Origin of the sequence: Mucilaginibacter rubeus (assembly GCF_003286415.2) — a bacterium.
Classification (GTDB): domain Bacteria; phylum Bacteroidota; class Bacteroidia; order Sphingobacteriales; family Sphingobacteriaceae; genus Mucilaginibacter; species Mucilaginibacter rubeus_A.
The window spans coordinates 2,137,085-2,160,688 of sequence record NZ_CP043450.1; the positions used below are offsets into that span (position 1 = coordinate 2,137,085).

16 protein-coding genes are annotated in these 23,604 nt (G+C 42.6%); 3 read left to right on the top strand and 13 right to left on the bottom strand.

Going from position 1 to position 23,604, the window contains the following annotated elements; genetic code table 11:
* Window positions 1–34: 34 nt before the first annotated feature.
* From DEO27_RS08830 to DEO27_RS08870, 9 genes are all read right to left on the bottom strand, one after another.
* Window positions 35–2,947, bottom strand: coding sequence for a triple tyrosine motif-containing protein (locus DEO27_RS08830; protein ID WP_112570604.1), 2,913 nt, complete (start codon window positions 2,945–2,947; stop codon window positions 35–37).
* A 255-nt stretch (window positions 2,948–3,202) separates the two neighbouring features.
* Window positions 3,203–4,000, bottom strand: coding sequence for a ThuA domain-containing protein (locus DEO27_RS08835; RefSeq protein WP_112570606.1), 798 nt, complete (start codon window positions 3,998–4,000; stop codon window positions 3,203–3,205).
* A 203-nt stretch (window positions 4,001–4,203) separates the two neighbouring features.
* A complete protein-coding gene (locus DEO27_RS08840) occupies window positions 4,204–5,061 on the bottom strand; it encodes an oxidoreductase (protein WP_112570608.1) in 858 nt (285 codons plus the stop codon).
* Between the two features lie 111 nt (window positions 5,062–5,172).
* Window positions 5,173–6,102: an AraC family transcriptional regulator gene (locus DEO27_RS08845; protein WP_112570610.1), complete on the bottom strand. Its 930-nt coding sequence runs from the start codon at window positions 6,100–6,102 to the stop codon at window positions 5,173–5,175.
* Between the two features lie 100 nt (window positions 6,103–6,202).
* Entirely contained in the window at window positions 6,203–7,177 is a 975-nt protein-coding gene (locus tag DEO27_RS08850; protein WP_112570612.1) for a YeiH family protein, read from the bottom strand.
* A gap of 92 nt (window positions 7,178–7,269) precedes the next feature.
* Window positions 7,270–8,124, bottom strand: a complete 855-nt coding sequence (locus tag DEO27_RS08855; protein ID WP_112570614.1) for a pirin family protein — start codon at window positions 8,122–8,124, stop codon at window positions 7,270–7,272.
* 99 nt (window positions 8,125–8,223) lie between these two features.
* Window positions 8,224–8,913, bottom strand: coding sequence for a hypothetical protein (locus DEO27_RS08860; RefSeq protein ID WP_112570616.1), 690 nt, complete (start codon window positions 8,911–8,913; stop codon window positions 8,224–8,226).
* Window positions 8,913–16,001 (bottom strand): IPT/TIG domain-containing protein, encoded by a 7,089-nt coding sequence (locus tag DEO27_RS08865; RefSeq protein WP_112570618.1) that lies wholly within the window; start codon window positions 15,999–16,001, stop codon window positions 8,913–8,915. Before DEO27_RS08865 ends, DEO27_RS08860 begins: the two co-directional genes overlap by 1 nt.
* Before the next feature lie 249 nt (window positions 16,002–16,250).
* Complete coding sequence (locus tag DEO27_RS08870) at window positions 16,251–16,937, bottom strand: class I SAM-dependent methyltransferase (protein ID WP_112570620.1); 687 nt, start codon at window positions 16,935–16,937, stop codon at window positions 16,251–16,253.
* A 59-nt stretch (window positions 16,938–16,996) separates the two neighbouring features.
* On the opposite strand from DEO27_RS08870, the gene DEO27_RS08875 reads away from it, so the two are divergent.
* A complete protein-coding gene (locus tag DEO27_RS08875) occupies window positions 16,997–17,704 on the top strand; it encodes a DUF92 domain-containing protein (RefSeq protein WP_112570622.1) in 708 nt (235 codons plus the stop codon).
* Between the two features lie 16 nt (window positions 17,705–17,720).
* Window positions 17,721–18,503 carry a zinc-dependent peptidase gene (locus tag DEO27_RS08880; protein ID WP_112570624.1) on the top strand — a complete coding sequence of 261 codons (783 nt, stop codon included), beginning with the start codon at window positions 17,721–17,723 and terminating at the stop codon, window positions 18,501–18,503.
* Here DEO27_RS08880 and DEO27_RS08885 read toward each other — a convergent pair whose 3' ends face one another.
* Window positions 18,504–19,313: an MBL fold metallo-hydrolase gene (locus DEO27_RS08885; protein WP_112570626.1), complete on the bottom strand. Its 810-nt coding sequence runs from the start codon at window positions 19,311–19,313 to the stop codon at window positions 18,504–18,506. It abuts the gene before it with no gap.
* Between the two features lie 111 nt (window positions 19,314–19,424).
* On the opposite strand from DEO27_RS08885, the gene DEO27_RS08890 reads away from it, so the two are divergent.
* A complete protein-coding gene (locus DEO27_RS08890) occupies window positions 19,425–20,084 on the top strand; it encodes a YceH family protein (protein ID WP_112570677.1) in 660 nt (219 codons plus the stop codon).
* 151 nt (window positions 20,085–20,235) lie between these two features.
* Here the strand turns inward: DEO27_RS08890 and DEO27_RS08895 are convergent, their stop codons facing one another.
* From DEO27_RS08895 to DEO27_RS08905, 3 genes are all read right to left on the bottom strand, one after another.
* Complete coding sequence (locus DEO27_RS08895; protein WP_112570628.1) at window positions 20,236–20,766, bottom strand: NADPH-dependent FMN reductase; 531 nt, start codon at window positions 20,764–20,766, stop codon at window positions 20,236–20,238.
* A 105-nt stretch (window positions 20,767–20,871) separates the two neighbouring features.
* Window positions 20,872–22,218: a sensor histidine kinase gene (locus DEO27_RS08900; RefSeq protein WP_112570629.1), complete on the bottom strand. Its 1,347-nt coding sequence runs from the start codon at window positions 22,216–22,218 to the stop codon at window positions 20,872–20,874.
* Window positions 22,208–23,566, bottom strand: coding sequence for a sigma-54-dependent transcriptional regulator (locus tag DEO27_RS08905; RefSeq protein ID WP_112570630.1), 1,359 nt, complete (start codon window positions 23,564–23,566; stop codon window positions 22,208–22,210). Before DEO27_RS08905 ends, DEO27_RS08900 begins: the two co-directional genes overlap by 11 nt.
* Between the last annotated feature and the right edge of the window lie 38 nt (window positions 23,567–23,604).

The following is a 23,604-nucleotide window of genomic DNA, read 5'->3' on the forward strand; positions in this document are numbered from 1 at the left end:
CAGGTTTCATTAATGCAGCCTGGCTTTTTATTTATCATTTGGTCACCTCTATCAAAAAATCATAAAGGTTTATTTCGGTAGAGAGCTGAAGCTTTTTACGTACGCGGTACCTGCTGATTTCTACACCTTTTAACGAGATATTAAGCAACTGGGCAATCTCTTTTGATGACAGGTTTAACCGGAGGTATGCGCATAATTTCAGGTCGGTTGAGCTTAGTCCCGGAAACTTGGATTTCATGGTGGTTAAAAAGTTATTATGTACCTGGTCAAAATACAACGCGAAGTTGTCCCAATCGTCATCACTTTTTTCGGTATCGCTCAGTAGTTTAAAAACACTTCTGAATTGGTACGAAGCATCGGCAATGTTGTGCTTCTTGATAAGCGCCATTAACTCATCTTTGATATTGAGCAGCAATTTTCCGCGATCAACCATTTGCATGGTTAGCGTAGCCAGCTCCTTGTTTTTATAGGTTAGTTCGGCCTCAAGTTTTTCGTTTTTAAGTGCTATGATCTCTTTGTCGTTACGATCAAGCTCAAGGCTGTGCAGGTAGCTTAACCTTTTCTGTTCTTCTTCATGGCGTTGCTGATGGAGTGCGAAACGTTTTTGCTGCGCTTTTACGCCCAAGTAAACTACGTAAACTACGATCAATAAATAAACGAGATATGCCCAGATAGTTTGATACCATGCAGGTTCTACAATAAAAGTGTAGTTTACCGGTGCCGATGCCGCACCCAGGTTATTACGTGCCTTTACCGAAAATGTGTATTTGCCATACGGAAGGTTGGTATAATCCTTCTCCGTTTTAACCGACCATTGCGACCAATCCTTGTCAAAGCCAACGAGCTTATAGCTAAACTCCTCGTTGCTTTTTTGGGCGAACAGGGTAGAGGTGTACTCAAAATGGAAGGAATTCCAGTGGTTGGATAACGATACCACCTGCTGTGTGTTTTGTGCCTGGGCAAGCCGGTTATTTTTAACAAAATACCCTCCAAAAATCAGACTATCTTTTTCGGCTATGGCTTTTACTGTGGTCAGTAATACGTTCAGTTTGTTTTCTGACGATACATACTGGCGGTAGTTTAAATGGAATACACCGTTGTTTGAGCCCACAAAGATATTTTCCATATCATGAGGATAGATATACTCAGCGCCTTTTACAGTTTGACCGGCCAACTCTGGAAAATAAATTACCTTATAAGGCAAATTGGTTGATCTTTTACCAAAGTCAATTACGCCAACGCGCTGGTTACTGATAAACCAGATATTGCCTTTGCCATCCTCGGTTAGGAATTCAACTTTATCTTTATTAAATATGGATTTGTAAAATGCAGACCGTATAAAGTCGCCCTCGGTAGTGTTGTATTCATAAACACCTCTTTCGGTGGCTGCTACTATTTTGTTTTTAATAAAATAAATGTGATTGTTCAGTGCCGATGGCAGCCCACTTTTTTGGGTATACTGAGTATAACCGACTATTTTTTTTCTATCGGGCGATAGCTGTACTTTGAATACTCCGCGGTAAGGATGGGTTGCCCATACAAAGTTCCTGTTATCAAGCGCAAGATTTCCTAACGATTCATAAATGCCATCTAATCGGCCTTCAAAACTAAACCCATCATTATTATATTTTAAAAGCTGAAAACCCGTATAGGTTCCGGCTATAATATCCTGCGACGGAGGGAAGGCTTTTACCATCCAGGCACCGGGGCCGGGAGTTATCAGTTTGGCCTCGTTATTATCTATTTGTAAAACGCCGTCCTGGTGGCCTGCTAACAGCCGACCATTGATCTGCGTAAGACTTAGCACCTGGCCTTTGGTGTTTGGTACTTCGGTAAAAGTACCTGTGGCAGTACTAATATCTTTTTGTTGTGCACCTATAGGCACCGCATATAAACCGTTTGACGTGCCGATGAACAGTTTATTATTAAAAATGCTTACCGCATTGCTTTTTACAAGGTTTTCGCGATTGGGGTAAATGTTTTTAACTGAAGTGTTGTAGTTGATAAAGTCGAGCCCGTTATCCAGGCCGAGCCATAGATTGCGGTTATTGTCTAACAAAATGCCATGAACATTATTGTTTTGCAATCCCTGATTGTTTGAGAACTGCTCTACCAGCTTGCCTTTACCATCAATTATAATTAGACCCTTTGCCGATGTGCCTATAGCGTACCTGTCGGAGCCAATTTTCTGAACAAAGTTTACAAGATCGGTAAGCAGGGTTCCATCAGTCGGTGTGGCTTTTTTAATCAATGACGCACCCACCATGATGAAAAGGCCATTTTTACGTGTGGTTACCAGTAAGGTATCTTTGCTGAACTCGGTAATGCCGGTTATTCTTAAGCCCGTTGTTGGCTGTTGTACACAGGCTTGCCAGCGGGAGTCTTTAAATGTAACCAGGCCAATATCTTTATCATGGGCAAATAGCTTACCGCCTGCCTGGCTTAGCAGCATCCAGCCACCTGGTGCATCGAAAGTGCGTATAGTATTGTTCTTCAGTTCAAAAATGCACTCTATCGTACGGAAAAATACCTCGTCATTATGAATTACAATATCCCAGATATCGGCGAATTGTCTTGCCTTCTGTGGTAACAATTGTTTAAGCGAGTGATATTTGAGGATCCCGGCATCATTCGGGAAAAAGTACCCAACCTCATCCTGCCCGCCAACATAAACGCGGCCTCTTTGATCAATAGCTACCGATTTTATAGCACTTTTATTGGGCAACGGATAAATTTTCCAATAACTGCCGTCAAATGTGAGCAGGCCTTCGTCATTAGCAAAATAAAGGATGCCGTTCTTATCCTGTTTTATGTCCCAGATTTCGCTGCCGGCGTTGTATTCATTGTGCGTGTAGTTTTTAATGGCCGGAGTACCAAGTGTAGTTTGAGCGAAAGATGTGCACAGTAATGCACGCAGAACAATAACAAATAGGAGAATTTTCTTCATTAACGGTTTTCCTGCAAGGGGGATTAACCCTGTCAATAATTAGTATAGCCCGGCGAAAGCCCGAGCTGCTTAAGAGCCGTAATTTAATCAACATTTTACATATACGGCACAGTTAAATCTTTCAAAAAGGGCTAAAACAGTTTAGTTGCACACGTTTTAAACCTGCAATGGATTGCTGTAGTAGTATTGTAGGGGCTGCGTAAATGTTGTTAAAATAACAATTATGAGGTTTAATTTAGGTTTCCGGCCAACAGATTATTTGCTGATTGCCCAAAATATGGCGTTGCGAAAAAGGGTTGTAAACGCGACATCATCAAAAAGCTGAGGAAAATGTCCCATGGCTATGTAAACGTTTCGGGCTTTGAAATGCTCATTAGTCCAGATCACAGGATGGTCGCCCATTTTTACATCTTTACCGGGTAAATAAGTCGCCTCGTCAATGCTGGCCAGTACGTGTACATTAGGGCGTGGACTTTTATCATAGATATACCATTCGTCCTCTGTAATAAAAGTTGACGGCAGGTCTTTCATAACAGGGTGTTTCTGATCCTCTACATGAAGCATTGCTGCTGTGCCACCAGGAATGTGTAGTTTAAACTGTATCCCACCCATAAAGCCAGAATACCATTGCCACATTGGGTAGCCGTCAAATACGCCCAAAAGAGTAGGATGATGAAAGCCGACCCAGCCTCCGCGGGCATTTTCAATATAATCTGTAAAGGCCTCCTGGGCTTCCTTTTCCCATGGATAGGGCGGATAATCCAGCTGAATAAATAATTGATATTGTTTCAGAAATTCCCTGGTAATCTTTTTGGTATCGCTAATGTAGTCTATGGTAAAGTTGCTGTCAGCGGCAAGCTTATCAAGCCAGGGTTTAGCTGCCGCGTCAAATAAGGCATGCCCACCGCCAACCTCAGCAATGGCTATAACTTTAAAGCGTGGTTTTGTATTTTGTTGTGCCTGGGCAACGTTGTTAAACATAGCCATGATAAATACGATTGTTAAAAAGGCTATGGTGTTAGATTTTGTTGCGATAGCGCGATCAGGAAGCATCGATTATATTTATTGTTAAGATTCAGATTCCTGCAATGATAAATTAAACTTTCTATTTGAGATCAATCGTGGCAAAAAGTAGAGGTAAAGTAGTGCAGATATATTAATTAAAAGATGATCCGGCTTATAAAAGAGGGGCAATAAAAAATCCCGGTAACAAAATTTATTACCGGGATTTTTTAAATGTATTTTTCGTGCAGCGGTTATTTTGCCTGTTTTACATCATCATGGTCGGTGCCAACTATTACATCGTACCAGGCTTCGATATCCTTTTCAAAGGCGGCTGTTTTTTCGCGGAAACGTTGCAGTGTATCACTACCCAATGGTAAATGTACCGGAGGATTTTCTGCAGCTGCAAGTTTAATGAAAGCCTGTGCCAGTTTTTCCGGATCGCCGGGTTGTTTGTAGCTAAGCTCGGTTGCCAGTACGCGCATATTGCCTACGGTTTCATGATAATCGGCAATCTCATTTGAGGTGCGGATCAGCGAACTTTCATCAAGGAAGTTGGTACGGAAAAAGCCCGGAGCAACAACAGTTGCGTGAATGCCAAGCGGAGCAAGTTCCAATGCCATAGCTTCGGTAAGTCCTTCAACCGCGAATTTAGTTGAGCCATAAACACCCCAGCCAAAATAAGCTGCCAGGCCCCCAACCGATGATATATTGATTACATGGCCGGCCCGTTCTTTACGCATATAAGGTAAAATGGCGCGGGCTACATTCAATAAACCAAATACATTGGTATCGTAATTCTTTTTTACCTCTTCGGCGGTAGCTTCTTCAACGGCTGATAGTAAGCCGAAACCGGCATTATTTACCAAAACATCAATGCGGCCAAAGTGCTCGATTGCTTTCGCGGCAGCTTCTTTTGCCTTTGCTTCATTGGTGATATCCAATGGTACAACAAGCAGGTTAGGATTGTTATCAAACTGGGCGCTTAGTGTCTCGGGGTTTTTACGAACTGTGGCTACTAACTTATCGCCAGATGCTAAAACGGCTTTTGATATTTCTAAACCAAAACCTCTTGAGGCTCCGGTTATAAACCATACTTTTTGAGTTTTCATTTTGTGTTGCTTTTATTTGTTTTTGTTTACACTACAAAGTTGGCAACAAAAGCAGCGGAGGCTTATAGCAAAAGCAAAGCGCTTATTATGAAAATCAAAGAAGTAGTTGAATTATGTAGTAGCCTGGTATGATCTCCTGAATTCGGCAGGCGTTATGCCTGTGTTTTTCTTGAAAAACAGGCTAAAGTTAGGCTGCTCGGCAAAGCCGATGCTGTAGCCAATATCTTGTAAAGTCCAGTCGGTTTGTACTAACAAGGCCTTGGTTTCTTCAAGCAGTCGGTTGCGGATATGCGTACTTACATTTTGCCCTGTGTATTTCTTTAACACCGCATTCAAATGGTTAGGGTGTACCGAAAGGTTGGCCGCGAACTCTTTGGCAGTTTTCATTTTTATGGGCGATGTATAATTAATGCCGGATGTTTCCTTCTCCAATAAATGAAAAAACTGGTGGATATAATGGTATTCGTCTGATACATTATCTGGTTTAGGGAACTGGGCTACACGCATACTTTCAACCATTAGTAATTGAATATAAGCTTGCAAGGCGTCATCCTTTAAATGATTGTTGGACAGGTCTTCAACACCCATGCGTTCAAACAAACTATTAAGTATCGGCAGATCTGAGTTTTTTAAACGGATAACACTTTTGCCTTTTTCGGTAAATAGCCCGTATTTGTCAATTGTTGTTTTAAGCTGAGGATGATCATTAATAAAGCTCCGTTTGAAAAGCACATAATGTCCGCCCGATTTATCCGAAAGGTTCTTCCATGATATAATATCGTTTGGATGGATGAAAAGGATGGTGGGCTCCTCAATATAATAAGTATTAAGCCCCATGGTAAAAACTCCCGCGCCGTCGGTTATCATTAATACCTTATAAAAGTCTCGCCTGTTAGGTGACAAATAATTGCGGCACTCATGGTGCTTACGATCGAACACTTTTATAGTCCAGTTCTCGAATGATTCACGTAACACGGGAATCATATCCGGCAGATCGCGCAGGGTATCAATGGTCTTAGCGTCGAGTGTAGTTTGTTTCATGGCGAACAAGTTTTCACAAATGTAAGCAGCAAATCAGCGTTTGAGATAGGTAGGGCGCTGCATCAGTATTTAATGACCCTGATATTAAATACTGATGCGCTTATGCTAATTGCATAACCGCATACAGTGCTGCACCAGATATGGCAATCCAAAGCGCTACGCCCTGTAAAAGTGGTTTCAGACCGACTGACGCTAATACCCTGCGTGAAAGTCCTGCGCCTATCAGAAACAAGGTTAGTGTTAGCCCAGCTTTTGCTATGTTGATTATATATGGGCTTATCAACCTTACAACAGGCAGGTAGGTGTTAGCTACCATAGCCAGTATAAACAACCCGATAAAATAGGGGATACTTACTTTTTTTGATTTGTTCTTGAACAAGAATGTAGAAAGAAAAGCTACAGGGATGATCCATAATGCCCTTGCCAGTTTTACAGTAGTTGCAACTTCAAGCGCGTGGGCGCCGTATTTGCTTGCTGCGCCAACTACTGAGCTGGTATCATGTATAGCGATGGCACACCATAAACCAAACTGGGTTTGTGATAAATTAAGATAGTGACCAATAAGCGGGAAAATAAAGAGCGCTATAGAGTTTAATATAAACACGCAGCCTAATGCCACAGAGATCTGTCTTTCTTCGGCTTTAATAACCGGTGATATGGCTGCGATGGCGCTCCCTCCGCAAATGGCTGTTCCTGATGAAATTAAATAAGAGGTCTTTTTCTCAATGTTTAACCACCTGCCCAGCAGGGTGCCGAATAGCAGCGTTCCGGTTATAGAGGCGATGGTAAACAGGATGCCTTCCTTACCTGCCTGCAGGGCGCTGTGCACATTCATGCCAAAGCCTAAACCAACTACCGATACCTGTAATAAAATGTGTGTGGCTTTATGGTTTAGATGCAAATAAGGATGACCAGAGCACTGCGCTACTACCAGGCCTAATAATAAAGCCACCGCCGGGCTCATAAAGGGCATAAGACATAGTACTATACAAATGGCAAATATAACCTTGCGGGCATTTTCATTGATGTTGAGTAACAGGCCGCCGGTATTGTTTAATTGATGTGGGGTATTCATTTTTCCTTTGTTAATGATACAAAGGTGTGTTGAATTACCGGTAGATTTTCATCATAAAATGCAATCTGTGATAACCAAAAGTTATTATGTATTTAGTAATTCAGCGAGCCGAATACACCGTTTTGATAATCGGCGATTGCCTGTTCAATTTCTTCGGGTGTGTTCATCACAAAGTTATCTTTAGCGGATACCGGTTCATCAATAGGTTCGGCCGAAAGGAATAGTACTTGAGAATCCTCTTCAGCCAACACAGAAATTTCTTCGCTTTCCTTTTCAAACACAATAAGATTATGTTGACCGATGGTTTGCCCGTTTACATTAACGGTGCCATTTATAATATAAAGTAATGCCCAGTAACCCGGTGTTGCTTTAAAATCGGCCTCTTGGCCTGATGCTATTTTACCAACTATTGAGATGACCGGTGTGAAGTTTTTGATTGGGCCGGTTTTGCCCTCATAGTCTCCACTGGCTAAACTAAAGTCGAGGCCATCACCGATAAGTACTTTAGGCAATTGGTTGGCTTTGGCCGATTGATAAAAGGGCTCGTCCCATTTTTTGCTTTTCGGCGCGTTGATCCAAAGCTGAATAAGCTCCTGTACACCACCTTGCTGCAATAATTCGGCTGTTGGGCCTTCACTGTGCATAATCCCCTTGCCTGCAAACATCCATTGCACATCACCTGCTTTAATGATTTCGTCATTGCCTGCGTTATCCTTATGATAACCTTCGCCCTGCAACATAATAGTGTACGGACTGAAGCCGCGATGTGGATGCGGGTGAATCCGTAAGGCCTGACCAGGTGCTATTACTTCCGGCCCCATGTGGTGCAGTACTATGAAAGGGTTTGCAAACCTGAAATCTTTGTGGGGCAGGGGCTGGCGTACGGATTCTTCGGCAGTGATCTTTTTTTCGCGACCTGCAAGGATATGGGTGATGGCTTTTTTCATGGGATGATATTGTTGGAATAAAAATAGTTTATTCTGCATTCAAAAAGGAACAACCCTAATAACAATTACAATTTAAAAACGATAAAGTTAAGGGATGTGTTAATTTGTCGTAAATTGATAAATGTCAGAAACCGAAGTGTTTCCATTTGAATCTCTGGTTACTACTTTCCAATAATATGTTTTAGCTGCCGAAACGGCCACATCTTTTAAATTACTATCTGAAACTTTAGCTTGTAATAAAATTGGAGATGCCGAATCGCTCAAATAGACATCATAATTAACAATGTCATTATCCACATCGCTTCCGTTCCATGATAGTGTGATCTTTCCATTCGTAGCTTTTATTACCTGGTTCATTGTGGGTGCTAAAATCTCGGCAGGAAATGGCGCGTAGTTTATAACTGAAGGGCCTGAATTATAAAACTTCCACGTATCACTTTGTGGCGTTATTGTGCTACTTGCGGCCTTTGATGTAACCCACCATGAATAAGGTGTGTTTCTTTTTAACGTGGCGTCAAATTGTGTATTGGCTGTGGTTTGAGTTGCGCTTGTACCATCTGAAAGGTTTTTAATGTTTACTTCATAACTGGTTGCATTTGCAGCGGCAGACCACTTTAGCGTTACCGTACTTTGAGAAGTGGAAATAACGCTCCCCTGGGTACAAACCTCGTTTTGAGCTGGTGTTAGCAGCACTGGTTTGCCTAAAGTAGGGGCAATCGGATCGTTTTTCTTTGAGCCACACGCCGCCAAGATAACTATGCTTAGTATGATAAATATCCTCTGTTTCATTATTTTATAATTTTATAAACCGTTTCTTTTCCATCAACAACTACGTTAAGGGAATAAACGCCTTTGTCTAAACTGGATACATCCATGCTGATCACTTCTGATTGGTTGGTGTAATCCTTGGTTAGTTTAAGCAGCCCTGTATTTAAGCTATAAATCTTAAGTGTTGCTTTTGCGGCAACGCGCTTTCCAATATTAATATGTAAAATGTTTTGGAAAGGATTAGGGTAAGGAAGAGAGCCGGAAATATTAAGTATCTTTTCTATTATCCCCTGGCAAAGTTTGTCTGTACTCACTGTTAAAGTATTACTTCCCTTATTTAACGGTAATGAGATCGTGTTATCACTTGTTTTATAGCTGACACCGTTAAGTTTGATATCATAAGATGCACCTCCATCCATCGTTATGTTCACCATTTCTGTAGCTTCATTTACTGAAGTAAATACGGACAGGTCTTTTGGTTCGGTAATAACCAGGTCAAAGCATTGTTGGGTGTTTGCCAATGCTGCGTCTGTAACGCAAACGTTATAAGTACCCGGCGACAGGTTACTAATGTTGGTTTCCGTATTAAAAGTATAGGTTTTATTTAAGCTGTTACCAGTAATTGCTGCTGTGTAATTTGCAGATTGCGCAGCTGAAATTGTTATTGAACCGTTGTTTTGGCCTTTGCAGGTTACGCTATTGGCGGCAATTTTCAAATTAGTTACCGAAGGGGTAATGGTTAGCCTACCGCTAATGTAATTGAAATCATAATTATCGGAAACAGCCCCGTTAACCACTATGTCATAAATGCCGGCCGGCGATTGCTGGGTTGCTATCGTACTAATTACCGGCTGTACGGATAGCTTACTTTGATCTTCCCCGGAGATAAAGCCGGTGTACTCAAACGTAAGATTAGGGTTTGCCGTTCCAAACACACGAGTTTGGTCGTTTGCTTTCACCTGTAGTGCCTTTTTATTGATGACCAGTAGCTGCTTAACTTCTACGGCAGAGTTATGCAAGGCGTCGCCGGTTTGTGATGCAGTAATGGTTATTGTCCCTGCTTTGATGATATGTAGTTTGCCATTTACTATAGTAATGGCATCAGGTTTATCTACCTTATAAGTTACAGGAATAGCAGTGTTATTGCTAACTACAGGTAAAAGAAAATCACCATCTCCATAGGTATGGTTGGCAAGGGCCGGAAAATTGATCACAAGATTTGTTTTAACTGTTACCCCTGCCAGCGTTGCTGTACCGCCTGCAGTGGTTACCGTAAGGTCTCCGCTGATACCGGCAAAGGTGGCTGTAATTTTAGTGTCGGAATTTACAGTAAATGCTGAGGCTGGAACACCGGCTATAGTTACGTTGGTAGCTTTTGTTAAGTTACTACCATTAATGATAAGTGTGCCGCTGCCGTCTGTTAATGCGTTTGCCGAAGTTATTATCGGTGCCGGTATAAAAACAAACCCCGGGAAAGAAGCCGGGCCATTGGGAGTTTGAATTGAAATTGCTCCTGTTTCGCCATCACCCACAATAGCTGTGATGGTTTGAGTTGAATCAACTTTAAATGATTGTGCTACTTTATTGCCAAATTTCACAACAGTTGTTTCATCAAAGTGCTCGCCAGTGATGGTTATTTTTGTCCCCGCTTTAGCTGTTAACGGCGAAACTGATGTAATTTTTGGCGTCACGGCTGGCCCATTATGGTTAATTGACAATGTTGTGCCATTGCTGATTAGTATTAAATCCATTCTGCCATCGCCATCCATGTCATTAAATCTTACGCCACCCGCCGAACTATTGTTGGTTCCGGGGAGGAGCGGCGCAGGCAAAGCAAGTGAGATATTACCTGGTGAGGATTGATTGCGAGAATAGTAAACCCCGGTGTTTGATCCAACTACGTCTATCTTTCCGTCTCCGTCCACATCCGCAGCCATAGGATTATCCGTTAAGAGATAATTGGCAAAAGCCTTTGCAGGTTCAAATGATGAGGCATCTATTGTTCCTTTCGTTGCTTTGTTCCTCGAAATAAGTAATACGCCATTTGAAAAGTCGTCTTCGAGAAGATCTACTTTTCCATCTCCGTCAAAATCGCCGGTGGTCATATCCCATGCCATGTAATAATACCCCGGATGTGAAAAGTAAGTTGGCGGAAAATCTGAAGATGAAAGATCGCCCGGTACCGAATTATTTTTAAATACGGATATGCCTGTGTAAGAACTCCCACCAATAGGATCAGGCTTATTGTCTCCGTCAATATCTGTAAGCGTGAAAGAAATTGTACCGCTCGACGATGTATTTTGAAGGCCCATTAAGGGGCCGAACGAAATGCTTGATCCGTTAGAGGTGTTAGGATAGCAATAGATATTGAAGTCATAAAGTACCAGATCGGGTTTGCCATCCAAATTCATATCTCTAAGTATCATGGTCCCCAGGGTAGCTCCATTCAAATTTTCTAATGTTTTCGCTTCAAAGGAAATATTTCCTTTAGTGGATGTGTTGTGTAAAAGAACTACGCTGGGATTAGTGCTAAACAAAATATCCATTTTACCGTCACCATCCACATCGCCAACAACCGAAGAAAGTACCTGCCTTTCAGTTTGAAGTAGAACTTTTTGCATAAATGATGACTTGGATAACATCGGATCGGCACCATGCCTGAGAATATAAAGAGAATCATCTTTGGGTATCAGCAAATCGGGATTGCCATCTCCGTCAAAATCGGCAATCTGATAAAGTCCAAGTCCTGTTTTAAATTTGATATCCAGCTTGTTCGAATAAGTGGGTCCTCCGTTATTATTGGTTACGTGGAATGGTAGATTTGAAGTTGCAGACAATTTCTTATCGGTATTAATTACCGTTATTGAGTTGTTAGCACCTGCGGGCACAAAAACTTCAAGATGGGTCTTTGTTGCGCTTTTGACCCTGGCTTTAACCGGGCCAAAAAACACAACATTGTTTTGGGACGTTGTACTAAAATTATCCCCTTCTATGGCTACCGTTGTTCCTATAGGCCCTGAAGCTGGTGAAAAAGAAGCTATTGAGGGAGGCGTGTCATATAAATAGCCGAGTAGCGTACCCGTACCGCCAGCCGCTGTTACCGAAATAGCACCTGTAGCACCGGCACCAGGTTTAGCCGAAATACTTGTAGGCGATAAAACAGTAAACGATGTTGCCGTTACACCACCAAATTTAACTTCGGTAACATCCTGAAAGTTATTTCCGGTAATGGTAACCACCGCGTTTGAGGCGTCGCCACTTTTTGTGTAAGAGCTTACCACCGGCACCGGTATAAAAGTAAACCCGGGAAATACCACCGAGCCACCAGGCCCCGTAATCGTAATATCCCCCGATTCGCCGTATACCGGCTCTGCCGTAATTTGAGTTGGTGAAACTATTTTGAAGTTGCCATAGTTAGCTCCAAACTGGAGTTGGGTTATACCTGTAAAGTTTGTACCATTAATGGTTACTGTTGTTTGCGCATTGGCCTTTAACGGATTTACAGAGGTTATAGTAGGGGCAGGATACCAGGTAAAACCATCCAATTCAGTTGTGCCGGCTATGGTTTTAACCGAAATTTTACCGGAAGCGCCGGCGCCTACTTTGACTGTAATTAAATTGTCGGTAACAGAAGTGATGGTTGCAGGTACTCCACCAATTTTTACTTCGGATGTGCTGGCGAGGTATGAACCATTAATATTCATTATTGTACCCGAACCGCCCGAAGTTGGTGTAAAAGAGTATATATAAGGTGGATAAACAAAGTTGAAACCATCTTTATTAGCGGTGCCAGTTGGCGCTGTAACGCTAACTGTACCACTTGTACCATTGCCAACCACAGCATCAATTTCTTTAGAAGAAACAATTTTAAAAGACGCTGCATCGGTATTGCCAAATTTTACAGATTGCACAGCATCTAAATTTTCACCCATTATAATAACTGTTTGACCTATAGCTGCCATTGAGGGGGTGAGGGTTGTAATTGTTGGCGATGAATATTTAAATCCGGTTAAGGCAGCTGTGCCTCCTACTGTAGATACTGTTATATCTCCGGAAGCTCCATTGCCTACTGCTGCAGTTACAGTTGTAGGAGACGACACATACGCGTACAATGCCGGAACACCTCCGAATTTTACGGTTATATTTCCGTAAAAATTAGAGCCTGTAATGGTTACCACACCACCGTTTTTTTGCGAAGCGGGGGTAAAAGAAGTAATGGCAGGCGCCTGCACCCAGGTGAAGCCTGAAATTTTGTCGCTACCCTGCGGAGTTGTTACTACTACATTACCCGACATACTTGTAGCAGCCGGGGTGGCTGTAATACTATTTGCCGAAGTTACGGTAAAAGATGCAGCCGGCACACCACCGAAACTCACAGAGGTAGCCCCGGTGAAATTAATGCCCGTTATAGTTATTGGTGTGGCAGATAAAGATCCGGCATAATTAGGAGTGAGGTAGTTAATGACCGGGCCGGGATGTGCAAAGCCTGCTACTGAAGCTTTGCCTAAAGGCGTTGTTACTGTTATGTTTCCTGTTTTTCCTGTGCCAACTATAGCTGTGATTTGCGTAGGAGAGTTGACTGTAAAAGAAGTAGCAGGTACTCCCCCAAATTCAACTGCCGAAGTATTAGTAAAATTGCTACCTTTAATAATAACAGATTCGCCAATACCTGCGCTGGCCGGCGAAAATGATGTAATAACAGGCCCCGTATGTACAAAGCCTTGTAAACTTGCGTAACCGCCCTCTGAAGAAACCGTAACTGCACCTGATGTTCCGTAGCCTACAGTTGCTTCTATAGTGGTTGGGGACAAAACCTTAAAAGCAGCGCTTATCCCACCGAACGAAACGTTATCGACTTCATCAAGATTAGTACCAGTGATGATTACTTTATCCCCAGCAGCAGCTGTTTGCGGGGTAAATGATGTAATAGTTGGTGCAGGTACCAAAACAAAGCCCGGATAGGTAACGGTTCCCCCTGTTGTCGTAATCGTAATGTCGCCGGACGAAGCTCCATAGCCAACATTAACGTATAATTGACTTTCATAATTAAAGCTGATATTGGCAGGTACCCCGCCTATAGTTACCCGCGCGCCACTTAGGCCCGAGCCATAAATAATAATGGTTGAGTTATACCCTGCCTTAGTTGGGTAAACTTGTGTTATTACAGGCGGAGGCATAAAGGTAAAGTCATAATAGGATCCTGAAGTGCCTGCTGGCGTAGTGACAGTAATGCCATTTGATGATCCTGCGGCTACAACAGCGGTGATTTGCGTTGGCGAAACAACTTTAAATGAAGTAGCGTTGGTATTACCGAACTTAATTGCAGTAGTGTTATTAAAGTTACTCCCGTTGATTGTTATTGTTGTACCTGCGCCGCCGCTGGCGGGTGAAATTGACGAGACCGAAGGAGGATAAATATAAGTGAACCCCGGGAATGTACCATACCCACTTGGCGCCGATATACTCACATCACCAGATGCCCCTTCCTGTAGCGTAGCCTCTATTTGAGTTGGAGAAACTATTTTAAATGCTGCATAATAACTTCCAAAATAAACCTGGCTAACATCCGAAAAACCAGTGCCGTTAATAGTTATTTTACTGCCTTTCCATCCGCTTAATGGCGAAACGGAAGATATCGTAGGAGGCGGAATAAAACTGAAGCCGGAAAGGCGGGCTGTTCCCCTTGGCGTAGTAACTGTTACCTCACCCGAGGTGGCGCCTGCAGGTACATAAGTAGTGATGCTGGTAGGGGTTACATCAAAATAATCAACCTTTTTACCGCCAATGGTTACCGCTGTAGCTTCTGTAAAAAAATTGCCGGTTATAATTATCCGGGTATCGAAGTGCCCGGCCGTGGGGCTAAAAGAATTGATGACCGGAGGATCTGAGGATAGCACAACCTTCAAGTTGATTGTGGTTGAAGCCATGCCTGAGGCATTAGAAGCTATAATTTTATAATTTGCAGCGTCAGCCAAAACCGATGGGGTGCCGCTGATTGTCCCATCCTGACTCAGAACCAATCCGGCTGGTAATGCCGGCGATATATTATAGCCTGTCGTATTTATTTTGTAAAAGCCGTCGCTAAAGAAAATTCCCCCGCAGGTCATAACATTATCGTTTTCATCAAGCGCTATCTTAGGTGAAATCGGCTGATAAATAACCTGGCCATTGCTATCATAATATGGTGCCGAGATGGTAAATACTTCGCCTGCAGGAGTGATTTTTCGTAATAAACCAGTATGCTCCGTAATGATTATGTAGCCCTTTGAATCAACTTTTATATTTTCGGGAACATTAAATGTGGCAGCAGCTCCAATCCCGTCGTCATCTCCATTTTTTCCAGAACCTGCAATAGTAGTTACCAATCCTGTAGGTGTAATTTTCCTGATCATGCTATTGTTGTAATCGGCAACATATAAATTGCCTGCTTTGTCAATAGCTAAACCATCAGGGTTATTGAACGATGCACTGGCGCCAACACCATTGCTAAATCCGTTTCCAATCTGTCCTGCAAATACCGAAGTTGTGCCATCTTTGGTGATTTTCATGATCCTTCCGGCGCTCTCTGCTACATAAACTATCCCATTGGCATCTACTACAATTCCGCGCGGCGCTCTAAAGCCCTGTGCATATGTTGTGACCACACCGGCAGGCGTGATTTTCCTAACCCTGGAATTTAACCCGTCGCGATAGTTGTCTTCAGTTACATACAAGTTGCCTTCCGCATCGTTTGCGATGTTATTTATTTCTCCAAAAAGAGCGTCAGTACCAGTTCCGTCAACATAGCCAGCCTGGTTGCCTCCGGCAAGAGTTGAATATGTGCCATCGGGCTTTATATGCAAAATGCTCCGGTATAGTTGACCATAAATATCCCCTGAAGGAAATCGCACAAAATTAGTAACAACGGCAGTTGAGCTCAGGATTTTGCTGAACTGGGGATAAATTAAATTAGGGATCGCACCTCCTGTACTATTTATCTTAATAGGGGTTATGCTTTTTCCGAGGAAAAGGGTTTGTGGACCGGGATAGCTGATATTAGGCTTTTGGGCGCTGAGTTGTGCAGAAATAAACAGGCCGATTATCAAAGCAAGTAAAGATAGCTTATGCATAGAATTGTGAAAAGTTTGGTTTGGTGCAAGGAGAATATTGAAGATCTGTTTATTTAGATCTTCGGGGAGATAGTTTTTGAGTTAACGTGATAAGTTTTAAATTTTACCCTAAATGTACTGCTAAAGAATAATAACTAAGTAAAATTATAACAAATAATTTCGTAAGCGATGTGTTATAAGTAGGGTAAATAGTTAAATATCCTCTACTTGTTGGAAATAGGTATAGTGAGTTGAAAATATTTCGCTGTTTTACTTTAGCGTTAACCGCACCAGGTATTGTTTAAACTCATCTTCCAGCAACACCTCCATGTCAAAGCCCATTTCATTAACAATGGGTTCAAGTGTTTTTTCATCAACATATAGCCAGTGGAACCAGTCAGTTTTTTGGCGGTTATATTGATATTGATAAAGTAATTCACCGTAATAGCCTTTTTCGGGCAGGCCATCTTCGTAGAGATACGAAATATCTGATGAGTCGAAAAGAATCTGACCGCCGGGATTAAGCAGCAGTTTGATATGCTGTAAAAATACTTTGAGATTTTCGAGCGTTCCGGTAAGGCCTATGCCGTTCATAAGCAGTAGCAGGGTATCGTATTTTTGCTCATCGTAAACGAAAATATCGCCTTTAACTACTTTTGTCACGCCCCGCTCTTTCATTACTTCGCAGGCTAAAGTTGATATGTCAAGCGCAACACAATCAAAGCCGCGCGCCTGTAATACCAAAGCATGGCTGCCTGCTCCGGCGCCGATATCCAGTACTGTTCCGCGGCATTCGTTCATGGCCAGCCATTCAATATCAGGCATATCGTCCTCATCCCGGAAATAAACATCAATTGGCATTTCTTCCTTCGGGCCATATTGATTATTGATCCACAGCTTGTGATTTGCTAATTTATGGTAATGATCATGTATGGCCTGGCCCAGTATATCTTTCATGTGCCCAAAAGTATGAATTGAAAGTTTAATTTAGCGGCAATAAATCCTTTCGATAGGCTATGTGGTTAAGCTATGGTTTGTTAACGCTTATTTTGGCGGCTGGTATGGTATATAGCATATCTGCCCGCAAGCTAACAGTTATAGCCGCGGTGACCGGTGCCGCCGTCGCCATATTGGTATTTGCCGGAGCCGGTTTTACAGGCTTAGCCATGATGACCACTTTTTTCATTTTAGGCTCGGCAGCTACGTCGGTACAAAGTAAAACTAAAGAGGATATCAATGCCGCTGAAAAAGGTGGAAGAACCGCCGCACAGGTTTTAGCTAATGCCGGCACAGCTGCTTTATGCGGAATTATGATCCTCGCATTACCTGCATATGCACCTGTTTTACAATTGATGATAGCTGCCGGTTTTGCTTCTGCAACGGCAGACACGCTTTCATCGGAATTGGGGATGGTTTATGGCAAGCGTTTCTTTAATATTATAACCCTTAAGCCGGATACACGGGGGCTTGATGGGGTAATCAGTGTTGAGGGTACTTTAATTGGCGTAATTGGTTCTGTTGTTATTGCTACTGTTTATGCGATAGGAATGGGATGGACAGTAAACCTCATCTGGATAGTGGCAGCCGGGACGCTTGGTAATCTCACAGATTCCGTTTTGGGGGCTATATTGGAAAGAAAAGGTTTAATCAATAACAATACCGTTAACTTTTTAAATACCCTCGTAGCCGCATTGTTTATGTTGCTGTTTTACCTTGTTTTATAATTTAATCTATATATAAATGTTCCCTGTTATATTCCTTATCATAATTGCGCTGGCTGTTTTCTTTTTTCTGAATAAAAAGAAAGTAGTGAATGAAGTACCCGTTGCTGGGATTAATTATAAGCTGCTTTTGGAACAACATATTCCTTATTATCAACACCTCGACAATACCCAAAAAGCGCTGTTTGAACAGAAAATTATCGGTTTTTTATCGGATATAACTATTGAAGGGATTGGCACAACCGTAAGCGATGCTGATAAAGTAATGATAGCTGCAAGTGCTGTGATCCCGATATTTGGTTTTAATGATTGGAAATATCGCAACCTCACTAACGTGATCCTGTATCCCGATACTTTTGATAATGAGTTTCAATTTGAGGGTGAAAACCGGAGCATTTTAGGAATGGTGGGATCCGGGTACATGAACGGGCAGATGATCCTGTCGAGAGCCGCCTTAACCAAAGGTTTCAGTAAATCGGCAGGGAAGGAGAACACCGCTATCCACGAGTTTGTGCACCTGCTTGATAAATCTGACGGTGCTACAGATGGCGTACCGGAAAATCTTTTGGCTCACGAATATGTGATGCCTTGGCTAAAGATGATCCACCAGGAAATTCACAAAATTGAAGCCGGCCGCTCCGATATTAATCCTTATGCTATCACCAATGAGGCTGAGTTTTTAGCGGTTGTTGCTGAATACTTTTTTCAAAAGCCCAACGAATTAAAGCATAAACATCCTGAGCTTTATGAAATGTTGAGTACGATGTTCTCGCAGGACCTGGCGGATGATAATGTTGCCTGATTAAAAGTTAAGGCCAAGCTGGCCCAATGGTTCATGCTGCACAACCGAGTTACTAATGTAGTAAACAGGTGTTTCCTCATGCCTTGAAGCCACGATAATATTGATCCCATCGGCGCAGTTGGTAAACAGGTCTTCCACCAGTTTGGGGTCGTTATTGTTTTTGGAGAGGTGTGAAAGCAGCAGGTGGGTCATGTGCGGTGGACGGTGTGTTGTAAATAAGCCCAGCGCCTGTTTATTTGATAAATGGCCTTTTCCACCACGGATACGCTGTTTTAGATAATAAGGATATCCTCCTTTATCCAGCATATCGTCATCATAATTGGCTTCCAGGAAAGCTGCGTGGCATTGGCTGAAATAGCGGATCAACTGATCGCACACAATCCCAAGATCGGTAAATACACCAACTTTAACATCGTTGCAACTTACGATAAAACTATGAGGCTCGGACGCGTCATGTATTTTGGGAAAAGACGTTACTTCCAGGCTTCCGATATTAACAATTTCAAATCCCTTGAGATGATGAATCAGGCGGTCATCAATACCGTTAAGGTGCATTAATGTTCCAGGGGTAATATAAACTGGTAACTGGTATTTTTTTGCCAGTACCGGGATACCACGGATATGATCTGAATGTTCATGCGATACAAAAATGGCTTTTACCTTTTGCATGGATAGCCCAAGCCTAACCATGCGTTTTTCAGTTTCGCGGCATGAAATGCCTACATCAACCAATATCGCCTCCTGATCGTTCCCCACGTAATAGCAGTTGCCATTACTTCCCGAATTTAATGATGTAATGAATAAAGACATTAGAAGTGCAAAGTAAACTATTTTGATGTTATTATTTTAATCCTAATGATTTTAGCATTCAGAAAATTAGCAATTTTTTTTGACGCTATAAAAACCTGCTTATATTTAGCCATGGATTCACCGCAAACTTTACCCATACTTGATGCAGAAGAGCTACGTGTACTTGGTACTTTAATGGAAAAAGCCAAAACCACGCCTGATTATTATCCCATGACCCTCAATGGTCTGGTGGCTGCCTGCAACCAGAAGACATCGCGTAAGCCGGTTACTAATTATGATGACGACACCGTTATTAATGCACTAAATTCATTGAAAAGACGTGGTTTGATGTCAACCGCAACCGGTGGCTCAATCCGCAACATAAAATATAAACACAATTTTGCCATTGTTTTTCCGGTGATACCTTCAGAAGTAGCGCTGATCTGCCTGCTAATCCTTCGCGGACCTCAAACACCTGGTGAGCTGAATACAAACAGCGGCCGTATGTACGAGTTTGATTCGATAGAGGAGGTACAGGAAGTATTAGATAGATTGGCCGGAGGAGAAATACCATATGTTGTGCAATTACCTAAGCGCCCCGGTCAAAAGGAAGTTAGATATGCTCATTTATTAGGCGGTACGCCTGAATTTAGCGATGATGACTTTGCTGATGAACCAACCGGTCGTGTATCCTCATCGGCGCTTGAAGCCCGTTTGGCAAAAGCTGAACAGGAAATTGCTGAATTGAAAGAGACAGTGGGCAGGCTGATGAAGGAGTTAGGAGTGGAGTAAGAGAAAATTATAAAATTGTCATGCTGAGGAACGAAGCATATTCTTCAATAAGTATGGCCGTTATATAGCGCGGGAAGAAGATGCTTCGTTCCTCAGCATGACATAACTTTTTTAATGCTTTGTTTATCAATTCGGCATTGAGTTTCATATTTCATAATTCCGCCAAAAAAGTATCCATTACATTCCGCAACGCGTTTTCGGTTTCCAGATCTGTAATATTTCCGCTTGCGTCAATTTTACTCCTGATAAACGGAATAAGTAAAATAGCTCCGTCAATTACTTTCGCAGAAAGCGCTCCGAGTGTCAGGAGCAAAGCGGCATGTGCATGACTGCCAACTGATGACGCAGTAATCAATGCTACGGGCTTATCAACCAGCGAGCTGCTCGAAACCATCCAGTCCAGCATGTTTTTAAGCTGCCCCGGAACGCCAAACGCATACTCAGGCGTACAAATAATAATACCTGATGCGTTTTTCATAGAACTTCGCAGTTCCGAAACCGCTTCCGGCGCGTGTTCATGGTCGAGTCCGGGATCAAAAGGTGGGATGTCTGATAATCTATCGTATATGGAATAATTGATATCAGCAGGAGCTAATCCACCTAAAAACCTCAAAATATTATGGTTGGATGAGCCTGACCTTAAGCTGCCGGAAATAGTGAGAATATTGCCTTTATAATTCATGCGTAGACGTTGCTGAACCAAACTTACGAAGTTTCCAAAACTTCGTAAGTTTTTGCAAAGTCATAAAGATAGTATGCTTGGCAACTCCCCATTCAGGAAGCCCGGCTATACAAAAGAGAGAATAAATGCTGATCCTTTGCCTTCGGTTGATTGTACCTGGATATTGCCCTTATGCAACAGCATGATCTGTTTACACAGGCTTAAGCCAATACCGCTGCCGGTTTTACGGGTACTAAAGAAAGGAATAAAGATCTTATCAAGCAATTCGGGAGGCATGCCCAATCCGTTATCAATAACTTTCACAAAGGTTTTACCGCCCTGAATTTCGGCAGTGAGGGTAATGCGTGGTTCTTCACGGTCTTTTACCGCTTCAATGGCGTTAACCAGCAGGTTGATCATTACCTGTTCAATCAGGTTAATATCTGCCTCGATAGAAAGTGTCGGATCGCGCAGGATGATCTCCAGTTCAATCTTCTTTTTCTCCAACGTAGGCGTCATTAAACTATTCAGGTTCTCGAATATATTACGAACCATGATCTTGTTCAGATCAAGTTTGGTGATCTTGTTCAGACTACGGTAGCTTTCGGTAAACTTGAGCAGGCCTTCGCTGCGGCGTTTGATGGTATCGATGCCAAGTTCAATATCTTCCAGGTCGCTGTGTGGCAGGCTTTCTGTAATATCGGGGCTTTGCAGGCGGTTCTTGAGTGTATCGGCCAAAGAAGAAATTGGGGCTACCGAGTTCATGATCTCGTGCGTCATTACGTTCAGCAGCTTTGACCATGCTTTTGACTCGGTTTCGTCTAAAGCCTCGTTAACGTTTTGAAAAGCTATGAGTTTGTACAGTTTCTCATCGCTGCGCATCAGGCTGGCATTTACCAGTATTTTAACCTGCTGCTGGTTGCGGGTAACGGTGATGATCTTGCTGTCGCCGGGTTTAAGTTTGATGAGCTCGGCATATAATGACGGCTCTCGTTTCTCGAGCGAGTGTACTGTTTTTAAATAAGGTACGCCAATAATGGTTTTAAAAGCTTCATTGATCCAGCCGGTTTCGCCGGTTTCTTCTTCGTATGATAAAATACCGGTATCAACCAGTTCAAGGATCTTTTGGAGATAATGGTATTGAGTTTCGCGTTCGCGGCTTATGAGTTTAAATGTGGTGTTGATATCGTTAAAACCTTTACGCAGGGGCTTAAGCTCATTAGGCGCTTTACGTACGTCAAAATGGCGGGAAAAATCGCGGTAATGGATAGATTCTACAAATTGATTTACCTCGTCCTGCGCTTTTTTCTGAAAACGGATCATATCTACAACCGAGTAGGCTACCAATGGCAATAGGATCACGAGATACAACAGTTGGCCAAGGTTTACAATAACAAAGGCCGTAACGGTAAGTACAAGCAGTAATAGAAATACACGCAGCAAAAGCCGCCATTCGTAACGGTTAAATATCATATTTGCTTAATCTTCGGTATAAGGCGGTGCGGGTAAGGCCAAGCTCTTTAGCGGCACGGGTAATGTTGCCGTTATGCTTCTCAATCACACGCAATATAGCGTTCTTTTCCAGCGCACTCAGCGGAATGTTGTCAGCGTCAACCACGCTTTCTGTAGATGTTTCCAATATCGAAAAGATCAGATCATCAGGCCTCAAGGTACTATCATCAGCCATAATCACGGCACGTTCAATGGTATATTGCAACTCACGCACATTGCCAGGGAAATTGTATGACTTTAGCTTGTTAATAGCCGCTGCATCAAAATCCATTGACGGTTTGAGGTATTTGCTGGCATACAACTTTGCAAAGTGACGCGCCAGGATCACGATATCTTCATTACGACGACGCAACGGCGGCATATTGATCTCTACGGTATTAATTCGATATATCAAATCCTTACGGAATTTGTTTTCGTTAGCAAGCTCGCTCAACGGCACGTTGGTAGCACAAATCAGCCTGATATCCACATCAACAGGTTTGTTGGTCCCCAAACGGGTTACCTGGCGGTTTTGCAAAATAGTAAGCAGCTTAGCTTGCTGTTGCAGGCTGATGTTACCAATCTCATCCAAAAACAAAGTGCCACCCTGAGCTTCCTCAAAACGGCCCATGCGGTCTTCACGGGCATCGGTAAAAGCACCTTTTTTATGACCGAATAGTTCGCTTTCAAATAAGGTATCCGTCAAAGCGCCCACATCTACCTTAACAAAAGGTTTATCGGCACGTAACGACCGCTCATGGATAGCTTTCGCCATCAGGTCTTTACCTGTACCATTCTCTCCAAGGATCAGGATATTGGCATCGGTAGGAGCTATCTTATTAACCTTATAAAAAATATCCTGCATCACATCCGATTCGCCAAGTATCGAGGTGTCGCCTGCTGTACTTTTAACCGGTGTTTTGGTTGTTTTTGCGCCGCCTTCTTTTTTATCAAGCAGGTCTTTAATGGTATTTATCAGCTTTTCGTTATGCCATGGTTTTACAACAAAATCATTAGCGCCTTCTTTAAGCGAACGCACAGCTAAATCAATATCGCCGTAAGCCGTTATCATAATCACGCAAACATCCGGCTTCCACTCTTTTACCTTACGCAGCCAGTATAGCCCCTCATTACCGGTGTTAATGGCGCTGTTAAAGTTCATATCAAGCAAAATCAGGTCAACCTCGTTGCGTTGCAGCAGCCAGTTTAGGTTTTCCGGATTCTTTTCGGTGATGATTTCCCGGGCTTCGGGTTTAAGCAAAAGTTTAACCGCGGTAAGTACGTCCGGATCGTCGTCAACAATTAAAACGGTAGCTTTTTTAAGTATCATTTATTTTTGGTTAATAGTTCGTAGATGTTTGTTTATGG